Genomic DNA, 12432 nt, shown 5'->3' with positions numbered 1-12432 from the left:
TCGCGGCGTCCCCCGCCGTGAGCGCCGCTGTACGGTGCCGCGGGCGTGTGCGAGGATCGCTGTCGCGCATGAAGAGGATCAAGCTCAAGCTGCACAGCGACGAATACCACCTCAGCGCCGTCGGCTTCCTGTTCGAGGGCGCCGCCCCCGAGGAGGATCCTGCCGGCGTGAAGCCGTTCTCGATCCGCAACACGGTATTCCCCGAGTTCGATCTGGAGCCCGGCGACTACGTGTTCCGCTTCAGGGTGCGGAACGGCAGCGGCAAGTTCCAGATCCTCGCCCTCGACCCCAAGACGAACCAGAGCACCCGCGCGGACTTCGACACGGCCAACGGCGCCGAGGGGCTCACGTTCAAGTTCACGGTGACGCCATGAGGTGCTCCTCGCTGCCGGGGCGCGCCGCGGCGCTGCTCTCGCTCTCGCTGGCCGCCCCCGCGCTCGCCCAGGGCGCGCCGCCGTCGTCGGTCCCTGCGCCGCCCGCCGCCGCCATGCCGAGCGTGCCCGTCCCGCCCGCCGCCGCGCCGGGCGCCCCCGCCGCGCCCCCCCTGCCCGCCGCGCCAGGCGCCCCCGCCGCGCCCGTCCCCGCCACGCCGAGCCCTCCGCCCGCTCCTCCGCCAGTCCCCGCCGCGACGGCGGCGCCCTCCCCTCCATCCGGCCGCGCCATGGCGCCGATCGCGCCCGCTTCCGGCGCGTCGATCGCGCCGGTCGCCACGGGCCGCGAGCTCGTCTTCCTCTTGCCCGCCAATGTCACGGGCGGCTCCGGGGGCGGGGCGCTCGCGCGGGTCGGCTTCGGTGTGCTCGCCGGCTTCGGCGAGGCGACGGATCCGACCGGCTGGGACGTCAGCACCGTGCTCGAGGCCGAGGTGGCGACGCAGAACGGGCTGGCCTCGCTGATCGGGCTCGCCGCGGTCGACGACAGCACGCAGCTTCCGAGCGGCCGCCTGCACCTGTCCGCGTCGCTCGCGCGCCTCGACTTCGAGGGCAAGGGCAGCTCGGCCTATCCCCCGCTCATCTTCTATCTAGGCGGCTCCGTCGGCCGCGCCCGGTTCAATTACCTCGGCCCCGGCCCCGAGCGGCGCGACCAGAGCCTGCCGCCGACCTTCGTGCGGCGTGAGCTCATCGCGCTGCCCTGGAGCGTCGGCGCGGCGGCGGTGTACATCACCGAGGGCTGGTCGAAGCTCGCGCCGACCTTCGAGGGGCAGGTCGCGTTCGACTCGCGCTGGACCGCATCGACGGACAGGGTCTCGTGGTGCGAGCCCGTGGGCGACGTCTTCGGCAGCGTCGATCCAGGCACCCAGCCCCCCCGCTATGTCCCGACCTCGCGCTGCAAGGAAGAGGTGCTCGGCGCGCCGGCGAAGAGCCAGGAGCTCAAGCTCACAGCGCACCTCGGGCTCGTCGACAAGGTCGCGGACGCGACGTTCCGCGCCTCGTTCGGCGCGAAGGTCGCGGTCGCGCTCAACGACGATGCGCCCGCCGATCTGCACATCAACCTCCGCGCCCCGGTCCACGTGACGCTGGCGCGCGCGCCGAGAGGGACGAAGTACCGCGGCATCGTCCGGCTGTCGCCCGCGCTCAGCATCGCCCGGCTCTCGGACGGCAAGACGGACATCGGCGGCATGCTCGAGATCAGCCTTCTCGGCCAGCGCGCGATGTTCTCCGACAGCTACACCGATCTCTGATCGCAGCGCGCCGCCTCGCCCCGCCGCGACCCGCCCCGCAGCCCCGGTGCCGCAGCGCCCGCCGCGCCGGTCCCGCCCGGCACTTTCTTGGCCCACCGCGCCATCCTCCGCTACCGACGCACGGGAGCAGCGGAGGTGCACCCGGACGCAGCATCGGGTGGGCCGCCGTTGCCCGTCACGGAGATGCGATGGGCCCGAGCACGGCGTACAAGGTGGAGGGGCTTTGCGACGACGGGGTGCCGGCGCGGCGCGGCGCGGCGGGGCGCAGGCAGGACCTGTCGAGCCTCTGCAGCGCCCCCACGATGCCGGTCAGCTCGCATACCGGAGTCGTGGCGGACGAGCCGGCGGAGTCGAAGCCCTGGTGCATCGATCACGGCGACTGGCTCGAGGCCATGAGCACGGTCGCGCTGTGGCGCGCGCTGGAGATGGGCGAGCTCCCGCCGTCCACGCGCGTGTGGCGCGAGGGCCTCGAGTGCTGGACCCCCGCCGGCGAGGTGAAGGCGCTCTGCTGGACCGTCTCCCAGCCGCCCCCGCGCGACGAGGCGTGCGTCGAGGAGGCGCAGGCCCTCTCCGCCGCGAGCGAGGGGCCCGAGTCCACGGGTCCGCTCAGCTTCGCGCTGACGCCGGGCGACCTCGAGGCGGTCGCGCCGCGCCTCGACTGGAGCGACCCCGCGAGGGCCCCCGACGCGCGCGCGGACGCCTGCGCGCTCGGCCCGTTGCCGATGGCCGACGCGGCGTCGCGGTCCGCGCCCCCCTCGCCGCCGATCTCCCTCGAAATTCCGGCGTCGTTCCCGGCGATCCCCGCGTCCGCGCCGGACACGCTGCCGAGCGCTGGGACCCGGAGATCAGGCGCTCCGAAGCGCGTGTCCGGACCGGCGCGCGGCGCGGCCGGCGAGGCGCCGCGCGGCCGCGGGCCGGGCGTGTGGTCGAGGCTCGCGCGACGCGCTCGCGCTTCCCGGAGCGCGGCCGCGCTGGCCGCGGGCAGCGCGGCCTTCGTGCTCGCGCTCGGCCTCTCGGCCCTGAGCTCGCTCGCGCCCCCGGCCGCGCCGGCGAGCGCCACGATCCTGCCCACGGCGCGGCCCGGTATCGCCCGGGGCATCGCAGCGGCCGCTGCCCAGGCCGATCGCCCGCGCGCCCCGGCGCTCGCCGCGGCGACGCCGGGGGCCGCGGACCTCGACCGCGCCGGCACCGACGCGGCCCTGGCGGCCGGCGCGGCCTCGGCCGTGGACGCTGAGGCCGCGGCGCAACCGCGTCCGCGCGCGGAGAGCGCCCCGTCGCCGGGCGCGAAGCCGGCGCCGGTGAGCCGGGGCCGCGAGCGCGGGCAGTTCCGCCTCCGGCGAGGTCGATCCGAGGCGGACACCGGGCCCGGCATCCGCTACCCCGGCCGTGATTTCGCCAGGACGGGTGCCATCCTGCGCGACTCGCGCTAAGGTGCGCGCCGCGCGGCGGTCAGCGCCGATCCCGCAGCACTCCGGCGTCGTTCAAGGGCAGGACGGGGGACTTTGAATCCCCTAATCGTGGTTCGAATCCACGCGCCGGAACCAATCGAGCGCCCGTACCCTCTGAGCAGGGGTTGTGGCGAGCGACCTCCATCGAGAGCGCGGGCGCGCCTCGGGCGCCGCCGCACCGCGGCCCGAGCGCGGCCGGCGCCGTCCCCTGCTCGCTATTGTCTGGCGCGCCCGAGCCAGGGTTGTTTACCGTGGTCTCGTCGAAGGCCCCGCGCCTGCCGCGCGGCGGGCGCGATGCCCTGAATCCTGGAGGACCGGACGGCGTGGCGAGTGACGAAGGGGATCGCGTACGCGGATCCACGACCCATGCAGAAGCGGGCCGCGGACGCGGATCCTCGACCCACGTCGGCGCGGACCGCGGACGCGGAGCCCCGCCCCACGACGGCGCGGACCGCGGACGCGGAGCCCCGCCCCACGTCGACGCGGGCCACGTGCGCCCCGCGCCGACCCACGCGGTAGCGGAGCCCGAGCGCGAGGCGGCGGCGCTCCTCGAGGTGGGCGAGGCGCAGTTCATCGCGCGGCTCGTCGCGCGCGACGAGAGCGCGTTCAACGAGCTCGTGGTCCTGTACGAGCGCCGCGTCTTCGCCCTCGTCTACCGCATGCTCGGCCGGCGTGACGAGGCCGAGGACCTGTCCCAGGAGGTCTTCGTGCAGGTCTTCAAGGCGATCGACCAGTTCCGCGGCGAGTCGAAGCTCTCGACCTGGATCTACCGCATCGCCGTGAACCTCTGTAAGAACCGGACGAAGTACCTCTCACGCCGCCACGCCGGCGCCCAGGACGACGTGGACGCCATGGTCGAGCGGGTGCCGCTGTCGGCCGCCAAGGGCGTGAGCGTCGGCGACGTGAGCCGCCCCGACGAGCTCGTCGAGGGGATGCAGCTCGAGGCCGTCGTGAAGCACGCCATCGGACAGCTCGATCCCGAGTTCCGGGAGGCGCTCATCCTGCGCGACGTCGAGGACATGTCCTACGAAGAGATCGCCTCGGTCACGGGGCTGCCGGACGGGACGGTGAAGAGCCGGATCCATCGCGCGCGCGCGCAGCTCCGCGCGCTGGTCGAGAAGGTGATGGGCGAGAAGGTGAGAGGCGGAAAATGAGCGGAGCGGATGACCCCAGGCGCACGGGGCAAGCCGAGGAGCCGACCGCTTCGGGCGTGGAGAGCGGCAGCTCCGGCGTGGAGAGCGGCAGCTCCGGCGTGGAGAGCGGCAGCCGCCCCACGCCCACGATGTCGCGACAGCAGCGCGACGACGCCGCGCCGCCCCACGCCGTACCGGACGATCGGCCAGGCGCCCCGCCCCGGAGCGGCGATCCCTCCGAGGACGGCGATCTCCCCGAGGACGGCGATCTGCCGCTCGTCGACGAGCTCGATCTGCGCGAGCTGCTCCGCGACGCCATGCGCCCGCCGCCGGCCGCCCCGCCGAGCCTGCTCAGCGGCGTACAGCGACGGATCCGCGTGCGGTCGCGGGGGAAGTTCTACGGCGACGGCTGGAGCACGGCGCGCTCGCCGCGCTCGACGTACCTGATGACGAGCCTGTTCATGCTCTGCCTCATCGCGTTCGTCTTCCTCGTCCTCGTCCCCTGGAGCACCGGCGCCCTCCCGTAGCCAGACCCCCGCGCTCCCCCGCCCCACCCCTGGCCCCGCAGCGAGGCCGCTACCGCCCCTGAGCGCCGATCACCCGCACAGGAGACGGGCCCAGATCGGCGTTTTCGGCGCGGAAGCGCACTCCTGTGCGCTGAGCACCGAAAACGTCGAGATGGACCCGTATCCGAAGCGGGTGACCGCCGCTCACTGCGTCCAGCGGACGAGGACGCAGGTCACGTTGTCGGGGCCGCCGTTCTCGTTCGCGCGCTCGATGAGCTTCGACGTCGCGACCTGGATGTCCTGATGCTCCGCCAGGATCTGGGCCATCTCGGCGTCGGGCACCGGGCCGGAGAGGCCGTCCGAGCAGAGGATGTAGGTGTCGTTCAGCTGCGGCACCTCGAAGCGCGTGTCGACCTTGACCGTGTCCTTCATCCCGAGCGCGCGGACAATCACGTTCTTGTGCGGGAAGTTCGCGATCTCCTCGGGCGTGAGCCGCTTCATCTTGATGTAGTCGTTGAGGAGCGAGTGGTCCTCGGTCAGCATCTCGAGCTTGCCGTCGCGGAAGCGATAGACCCGGCTGTCACCGACGTGCGCGACGTACACGCCGTCGTTCGCCGTGAAGATGCCGACGAACGTCGTCCCCATCCCCCGCTTCTTCGCCTCGCGCTGCGCGGTCTCGTAGATGCGCAGGTTGGCGAGCTTGATGCCCGTGATCAGCCGGTTTTCCTCGTACCCCTTGGACCTGTCCATCTTGTACGGCCAGGTCCGCTCCGGGTCGTCCTGCGTCTGGGCAAAGAAGTCCTGCATCGCGTCGACTGCCATCTTCGACGCGACCTCGCCCGACGCATGCCCGCCCATCCCGTCGGCGACCATGAAGAGGCCGTACTCCACCATGATGCCGAAGTTGTCCTCGTTGTGGTTGCGCTTGCGCCCGACGTTCGTCTCGCCGGCCACTTCGATTCGAAACGTTTGGGACACGGATCACCCGATCGAAGGCCCCTGTACGCAGGGCCGAATGAGAACCGCGAGCGCGCCGGATCGAGCCGCCCGAGCTTGATCCTGGAGGTTCCGTCGAGGAGGTGTCAACCCGATCACGCCCGGACGCCGAGCTTATAGAATCCTCGCACCGGGCCACATCATTTTTCTGCTCACTTGCGGTACGCCTCGGGCGCCTTGCCGCCCGAGCTCGGCCGCGGGAGCTCGGCCTCGTGCGCGGCCGCCTTCGTCGCCGCGCCGGCCCTGGGATCCGGCGCGGCGCGGAGCAGCACCGTGACCTGACGGTACTTCCCGCCGCTGAGCAAGGTGAGGGGCACCTTCTCGCCCACGGCGCGCGCGCGGATCGCGTCGGCGAGCGCCTCGGGGCTCGTGACGGGGACGCCGTCGACCGCGAGGATCATGTCGCTCTCGTTGCGAGCACCCCCCTTGAGCTGCGCCTCGTCCGCGGGGCTCCCGGGGTGCACCTCCGTGACCCGGACCCCCTTGGCGACCGGCGCCGCCTCGCTGACGCCCTGGATCCCCAGCCACGCGGCGGGCGCGACGGCCGTCTTCGGGACGGCGCGGAGGAACGTCCGGATGGCGGCGATCGGCGCGCCGTAGGCGACCGGCGTGCACGGCTTGCCCTCGTTCGGGGCGCAGCCGCGGCCGAGGATCGCGACGACGCGGCCGTCCTCGTCGACGATGGGCGCGCCCAGGTCGAGCGGCGAGACGCGCGACCCGAGCTCGATGGCGTCGTCGAGCGGCGTGTCGTCGCCGCCGATCAGCGACCGGCGCGACCGCAGCACGAGCGGGACGGCCGCCGCCTTGCCCCGGACCGCCGAGAACGAGCGGATCTTCGCGTCCGGGCGCACGGGATCGCGCGACGAGGCGGTGAGCCCCTCGGTCCACCTGCCGCTCTGCGGCACGAGCAGCGCGAGGTCCCACACGCGGTCGTGGTGGCCGAGCTTCACGCGCACCACCGTCCCGTCGGCGAAGCGCGCGGTGAGGTCGTTGCCCGCGCCGAGCGGCGAGAGCGCCGTGAGGATGCGCCCGTCGCCCGCGAGCACCGCGCCGAGGCCGAGGACCTGCCCGCCCCGCTCCACGATCGCCACGCCGCGCCCAGCGCGCTCCAGGGCCGCCTCCGCCTCGTCCCCGTCGGCCGGCCCGCCCTTCCGGTCCGCGGGGGCCGCCTTCCTGCCCCGGTCGCCCGCGGGGGCCCGGGCCGGGGCCACCGCGCCCCTGTCCTTGCGCGCCCTCTGGGCCGGGGGCGGGGCCTCGCCCCCGGCCTCCTGGGTCGGCGCTCCGTCCGGCGCGCCCTGCGCGGGCGCCGCGGGCGACAGCGACGCGCCGGCGACGGACAGGGCGACCAGGAGCGCCTGGCGCCGTCGACGGCGCTTCACAGGCGACGTGTCAACGGAAGCGCCCGGCCCGGCGCCCCCTGGCGCGTTGGCCTTCGCGAACACGGACAGGCTTGTCTCATCCATAAGCGCGGCTCCTGAGGCGACTGCCGATTCTGCTGCGGCTGGGATCGCATTGCAAAAGGCAAAGGCCGGACCGGCCTGTACGGTGAGATCCGGCACCGGAGTCCGCCGGGGGGGCGAATGGCGAGAGAATTCCGGTCACGAAGCGGGGGGACGCAGGCACATGGCCGGCAATGAGGCAGCGATGGCAGCTGGGTTAGCGCTCGTGGGCTCGGAGGGCGGCGCGCGGGCCGACGAGGCGCAGGAGATCGAGGCGCTGATCGGGGCAGGCGACTTCCGGGAGGCGCTCTCGCGGTGCGCGAGGGCGTACGCCATGCCGCTCGGCCGGCTGTGCATGGCGTTCACCGGATCGCAGGCCGAGAGCGAGGAGCTGGTGCAGGAGACGCTGCTCGCGGCGTTCGACGCGTTCCCGCAGTACCGCGCCGAGGGGAGCGTGCGGGCGTGGCTCTTCGGGATCGCCCGGCGCCTCTGCGGGCGGCACACGGAGCTCAAGGCGCGCCGGGAGGCGCGGCTGCGCCTCGTGCACGACACCCGGCCGCGCCCCGACGCGAGCGAGCTCGCGGCGGAGCGCGAGCGGGCCGAGCGCGCCCGGGCCGCGCTCGCGAGGCTCAAGCCGAGCGAGCGCGAGGCGGTGGTGCTGCGCTTCGAGGCGGGGCTCTCCTTCAAGGAGGTGGCCATCGCGTGTGGGATCGACGAGGCGGCCGCGCGGAAGCGGGTGAGCCGCGCGCTGGCCCGGCTCAGGGCCGAGCTGGGCGAGGAGTGAGGCGATGAGCGCGACAGGAACGGACAGGGCGGAGCTCTGCGGCGAGATCGAGGAGCAGCTCGCCGCGGTGCTCGACGGGACGGCGCGGGCGGCGCTGTACGAGCACATCGCGGGCTGCGACGCGTGCCGCGATCTCCGGCACGACGCGGCCGCGGCCGCGGAGGTCGTGGCGGGCGCGGGCGCGGACTTCCGGCCCGCAGGCGACCTCGCCGACGCGCTGCTCCGGCGGATCGAGGCGGCGCGGCCCGCGGAGCGCGGGGCGAGCGGCGCCGTCGCGAAGGCGGCGCTCGAGGCGGCCGCGCCGGCCGAGGCGGCCGAGGCGCGCACCGGTGCGACGACCGAGGCGCACACCGGCGGCGCGCCGGCCGAGCTCCCCGCCACCCCCGCCGACGCGCGCACCGGCGGCGCGCGCGCCTCGAGCGCGGAGCGGGCCGCGCCGGCCGCGCGCCGCGCGCGAGGCGCGGCCCCCGCGCGACGCCCGGTCGTCGCCGGCGCCGCCCTGGCCGCGGCCGTGGCCGCCGGGGTCGCCCTGTGGAGGAGCGGCGGCGAGGACAGGCCGGCCGATGCCGTCGCGACCGCGTCGCCCTGGTCCGGCAAGGTCGCCTCGGTGGCGCGCGCCTCGGCCGACAGGTCGGGCGGCCTCGAGGCGTGCGACGCCTCGGGCGCCTGCGCGCCGCTCGCCCCGGGCGCGGCGCTCCCCGAGGGCGCGACCCTGCGCACCGATCCGCGCACGCGCGCGCACCTCGCGCTGAAGGACGGCTCCACCCTCGCGCTCGACCGCGGCTCCCGCGTGTGGCTCGGCGCCGGCGACGCCCGCCGCGCGCGCGTCGACGAGGGCGTCGTCGTCCTCGACGTCGCGCCGGCCCCGGGCGCGCCCCCCGCGCGCGTCGAGGTGCCGCACGGCGAGATCGAGGTGCTCGGGACGAAGCTCGCCGTCACCGCGGGCGCGGCGCGCGCCTCGGTCGAGGTCACCCGCGGCGCCGTGCGCGTCACCGGCGAGCAGGGCGAGCCCGTCGAGGTGCGCGCCGGCGAGGAGGCCACCCTCGCGCGGGGCGCCGCGCCCCGGGTCGCGAGCGCGGCGCCGTTCGCCGACGCGCTCGCGTGGAGCGACCGGTCGGCCGAGGAGGCCGACGCCCCGGCGCTCCGCGGCCTCGGCGAGCTCAGGGCGCGCCGGCCCGGCGCGACGCAGGAGAAGGAGCGCGCCGTGCGGCTCGCGCGGCACGCGGTCAAGGTGCGCATCGTCGACGTCGTCGCCAGGACGGAGATCGACGAGACCTTCGCCAACGACACCGACGAGGAGCTCGAGGGCATCTTCCGCTTCCCGCTGCCGCCGGGCGCGCAGATCGAGCGGCTCGCGCTCGAGGTGGACGGCGAGCTCGTCGAGGGCGCGTTCGTCGATCGCGATCGCGGCGCCGCCATCTGGCGCGGCGTCCTCCAGAACGCCGCGCCCAAGGCGCCGAAGCCGCGCGAGGAGATCGTCTGGGTCCCCGGCCCCTGGCGCGACCCGGCGCTGCTCGAGTGGCAGCGCGGCGGCCGGTTCGAGCTGCGCATCTTCCCCATCCCGAAGCGCGGGTCGCGCCGCGTCGTGCTCACCTACACGCAGATCGTCGAGCAGTCGGGCGGCGTCCGGCGCTTCACCTACCCGCTCGCGCACGACCAGAGCGGCACGACGAACATCGGCGACTTCTCGCTCGACCTCCAGGTGCTCGGCCACGACCGGGCGTTCGGGGTGGAGACGCGCGGCTACGCGCTCGAGACAGCGCCCGCGGACGGCGCGGCCGAGCGGCGCACGCTGGAGGCGCGCGGCTTCACGCCCGCCGGCGACCTCACCGTCGAGTACGCGCTCCCCGATCGCGATCGGCCGGTCACGGCGTGGGCGTACGAGATGCCGCCCGCCGCCGCAGAGGAGCCGCCGGCGCCGGCGAAGGGGCGCGGCGCGCCCGGCCTGTCCGGCGCGTCGGCGCGCGGCGACGCCGAGCGCGCGGCGTCGCTCGCCGCGGCGCGGGCCGTCGCGAGCGACCCGTCGCCGTACGTCGCGATCGCGATCCGGCCCAGGCTCCCCCGCTGGCAGGAGGCGAGATCGCGGCTCCACGTCATCGTCGTCGATTCGAGCCGGTCCATGGTCGGCGAGCGCTTCGCCCGCGCGACGCGGCTCGCCTCGTCGATCGTCCGCGAGATGGACCGGCGCGACGAGGTCCTCGTGCTCGCGTGCGACACCCTCTGCCGCGCCCTCGGCGAGGGCGGCGAGGGCGGCGCCGCGCGGCCCATGGCGCCCGGCGCCGCGTCGGCCGGCGAGGTCGAGCGCTTCCTCGGCCGCATCGAGCCCGACGGCGGCACCGATCTCGCCGCGGCGATGGTCGCGGCGCGCGCGGCCGCGGGCGCGCTCGGCGACAGGGAGCTCCGGATCCTCTACCTCGGCGACGGCACGCCCTCGGTCGGGCCGACGCGCCCCGCGCACATCGAGGCGGCGGTGCGCGGCGCCGTCCCGGCGGACGACGCCGCCGTGGTCGCGGTGGCGCTCGGCAGCGACGCGGACACGACGTCGCTCCGGGCGCTCGCGCGGGGCGGCGGCGGGGTGATGGTCCCCTACGTGCCCGGCCAGAAGGTCGCGAGCGCGGCGCGGGCGGCCCTCGGCGCGGCCTACGGCCTCGTGCTGCGCGATCCGGAGGTCGAGCTGCCGGCCGGCCTCACCCAGGTCACGCCGGCGCGGCTCGACCCGATCCGGGCGGGCGGCGAGGCGTTCGTGATGGCGCGGATGAGCCCCGGCGCCGACGTGACCGGCGCGATCCGCCTCCGGGGCCGCATCTCGGGTGAGCGCTTCGAGCAGACCTACCCGGTCCGCATCGTCGCCGGGAAAGGCGCGGGCAACGCCTTCGTCCCGCGCCTCTACGCCGCGGCGAGGATCGCGGAGCTCGAGGAGACGGGCGGCGACGCGCAGAAGCCCGCGATCATCGAGCTGTCGCGGCGCTTCGCCGTGGCGAGCCGGTTCACGTCGCTGCTCGTCCTGGAGAGCGAGGCGATGTTCAAGGCGTTCGGCCTCGAGCGGGGCAGCATCGCCCCCGCCTTCACGGGCGAGGAGCAGGCCGACAGCGTGAGCGCGAGCGCCGAGGGCGGCGAGCTGCACGACGGCGCGGAGGACGAGGCGGACGCGCTGGGCGGGCTGCTCGACGCGGAGCCCGCGGCGGCGGCCGCCCTGCCGAGGGCGCGCGCGTCCAGGTCCGCCGGGGATCTCGGCGTGACGGGCAGCGGGCTGGGCGGCGGCGGCCGCGGCGGGCCCGCGCCGTCGCGGCTCAAGAAGGGCGACGGCGGCCCCGCCGCCGAGCCTCCCCCGGCGTTCGAGCAGCGCGCCCTGCCGAGGCCCGCGCCGCCGCTCGCGCCGCCGGCGCCCGCGCCGACGACGGCGCCGCCGACGATCCCGGAGTGGTCGCGTCCGGCGCGACGGATGATCCCGATGCGCCGGGTGTTCGATCGCAAGGTGGGCTTCGACGCGGCGGGCGCGCTCGCGCCCGGGGGCGAGGGCGCGATCGCGGCCGCCGAGGCGGCGCTCGCGGCGGCCCCGGACAGCCGCGACAGGACGGCGAGCCTCTACGCGCTCTACGCCACGACCGGCCGCCTCGGCGAGGCCCAGGAGCTGACCGCGCGCTGGAGCGGGCGCGACGCGCTCGACCCCGACGCGCTGATCGCCCGCGCCGACCTCGCGGCCCGGCAGGGCGAGCGCGACCGCGCCGCGCGCATCCTCGGCGGCCTCGCCGACGTGCGCCCCGGCGACCGGGCGATCCAGGCGCGCCTCGCCGAGCTCTGGGACGCCGCGGGCCGGCCCGCGTTCGCCTGCCAGCACCGGGTGGCGCTCGCCGACCTCGCGCCCGCCGACGCGAAGCTCGTCGCCGCGGCGATCCAGTGCGCCGGCGACGGCGGCATGCGCGAGCTCGCCGCCCAGCTCCGCGTCGACGTGCCCTCCTCCGCCCGGGCCGAGCTCGAGCGGCAGCTCGCCCGGCCTCGCGCGGCGCCGGCCGCGAGCCTCCCGGGCGACGTGCAGCTCAGCGCGACGTGGTCGGGCGGCGCCGATCTCGACCTCGCGCTCATCGACGCGCAGGGGCGCCGCATCTCCTGGATGGGATCCACCGCGCGGGCCGTGACCGTGCGTTCGCGCGACGCGACGAGCACGCGCGCCGAGACCCTCGCGCTGCAGAGCCTCCCGAGGGGGCGCTACCTCGTGGAGATCGCGCGCGCGTCGACCGGCGAGGGGCCCTCGGCGTCCGCCGCGCCGGGCGCGCTCGACGTCGTGCGCGGCGAGCTGACCCTGCGCCTCGCGGGAGCGACGCGCAAGGTGCCGTTCACGCTCACGGGCGCGCGCCTCGAGCTCGGCACGGTGCGCGTCTTCTTCACCTCCCGCCTCGTGCCGGTCGACGCCCCGTGACCGTTCCCGTCCCGGTGAGCCCGAGCGCTGA

9 protein-coding genes and 1 tRNA gene are annotated in these 12432 nt (G+C 76.0%); 8 read left to right on the top strand and 2 right to left on the bottom strand.

Features of this window, described 5'->3' with window-relative positions:
- Positions 1–68: 68 nt before the first annotated feature.
- From WMF31_RS01935 to WMF31_RS01910, 6 genes are all read left to right on the top strand, one after another.
- The gene (locus WMF31_RS01935) at positions 69–374 is read left to right on the top strand and encodes a hypothetical protein (RefSeq protein ID WP_436600306.1); all 306 of its coding nucleotides are present in this window, start codon (positions 69–71) and stop codon (positions 372–374) included.
- Positions 371–1678 (top strand): hypothetical protein, encoded by a 1308-nt coding sequence (locus WMF31_RS01930; protein ID WP_436600305.1) that lies wholly within the window; start codon positions 371–373, stop codon positions 1676–1678. The genes WMF31_RS01935 and WMF31_RS01930 overlap by 4 nt, the downstream gene beginning before the upstream one ends.
- 188 nt (positions 1679–1866) lie before the next feature.
- Complete coding sequence (locus tag WMF31_RS01925; protein ID WP_436600304.1) at positions 1867–3108, top strand: DUF4339 domain-containing protein; 1242 nt, start codon at positions 1867–1869, stop codon at positions 3106–3108.
- A 40-nt stretch (positions 3109–3148) separates the two neighbouring features.
- Positions 3149–3222, top strand: a tRNA-Gln gene (locus tag WMF31_RS01920).
- A gap of 395 nt (positions 3223–3617) precedes the next feature.
- A complete protein-coding gene (locus WMF31_RS01915) occupies positions 3618–4280 on the top strand; it encodes a sigma-70 family RNA polymerase sigma factor (protein ID WP_436600303.1) in 663 nt (220 codons plus the stop codon).
- Positions 4277–4786, top strand: coding sequence for a hypothetical protein (locus WMF31_RS01910; RefSeq protein WP_436600302.1), 510 nt, complete (start codon positions 4277–4279; stop codon positions 4784–4786). Before WMF31_RS01915 ends, WMF31_RS01910 begins: the two co-directional genes overlap by 4 nt.
- A 183-nt stretch (positions 4787–4969) precedes the next feature.
- On the opposite strand, the gene WMF31_RS01905 is transcribed toward WMF31_RS01910, so the two are convergent.
- On the bottom strand, positions 4970–5743 hold the full coding sequence (locus tag WMF31_RS01905; protein WP_129354194.1) for a Stp1/IreP family PP2C-type Ser/Thr phosphatase: 774 nt from the start codon (positions 5741–5743) through the stop codon (positions 4970–4972).
- A 170-nt stretch (positions 5744–5913) separates the two neighbouring features.
- Positions 5914–7224, bottom strand: a complete 1311-nt coding sequence (locus tag WMF31_RS01900; protein WP_436600301.1) for a trypsin-like peptidase domain-containing protein — start codon at positions 7222–7224, stop codon at positions 5914–5916.
- Positions 7225–7405: 181 nt separating this feature from the next.
- Here WMF31_RS01900 and WMF31_RS01895 point away from each other — a divergent pair, with 181 nt between their 5' ends.
- Positions 7406–7984, top strand: a complete 579-nt coding sequence (locus tag WMF31_RS01895) for an RNA polymerase sigma factor (protein WP_436600300.1) — start codon at positions 7406–7408, stop codon at positions 7982–7984.
- 4 nt (positions 7985–7988) lie between these two features.
- Complete coding sequence (locus WMF31_RS01890; RefSeq protein WP_436600299.1) at positions 7989–12401, top strand: FecR domain-containing protein; 4413 nt, start codon at positions 7989–7991, stop codon at positions 12399–12401.
- Positions 12402–12432 lie beyond the last annotated feature (31 nt).

Origin of the sequence: Sorangium sp. So ce1036 (assembly GCF_051369805.1) — a bacterium.
Classification (GTDB): Bacteria; Myxococcota_A; Polyangia; order Polyangiales; family Polyangiaceae; genus Sorangium; species Sorangium cellulosum_F.
Note: the sequence above shows the minus strand (reverse complement) of the source record. Positions and strands in the feature narration are given on the sequence as shown.

Coding starts and splice junctions, on each gene's coding strand:
- WMF31_RS01935 (WP_436600306.1), top strand. CDS start 69: ATGAAGAGGATCAAGCTCAAGCTGCACAGCGACGAATACCACCTCAGC.
- WMF31_RS01930 (WP_436600305.1), top strand. CDS start 371: ATGAGGTGCTCCTCGCTGCCGGGGCGCGCCGCGGCGCTGCTCTCGCTC.
- WMF31_RS01925 (WP_436600304.1), top strand. CDS start 1,867: ATGGGCCCGAGCACGGCGTACAAGGTGGAGGGGCTTTGCGACGACGGG.
- WMF31_RS01910 (WP_436600302.1), top strand. CDS start 4,277: ATGAGCGGAGCGGATGACCCCAGGCGCACGGGGCAAGCCGAGGAGCCG.
- WMF31_RS01900 (WP_436600301.1), bottom strand. CDS start 7,224: ATGGATGAGACAAGCCTGTCCGTGTTCGCGAAGGCCAACGCGCCAGGG.
- WMF31_RS01895 (WP_436600300.1), top strand. CDS start 7,406: ATGGCAGCTGGGTTAGCGCTCGTGGGCTCGGAGGGCGGCGCGCGGGCC.
- WMF31_RS01890 (WP_436600299.1), top strand. CDS start 7,989: ATGAGCGCGACAGGAACGGACAGGGCGGAGCTCTGCGGCGAGATCGAG.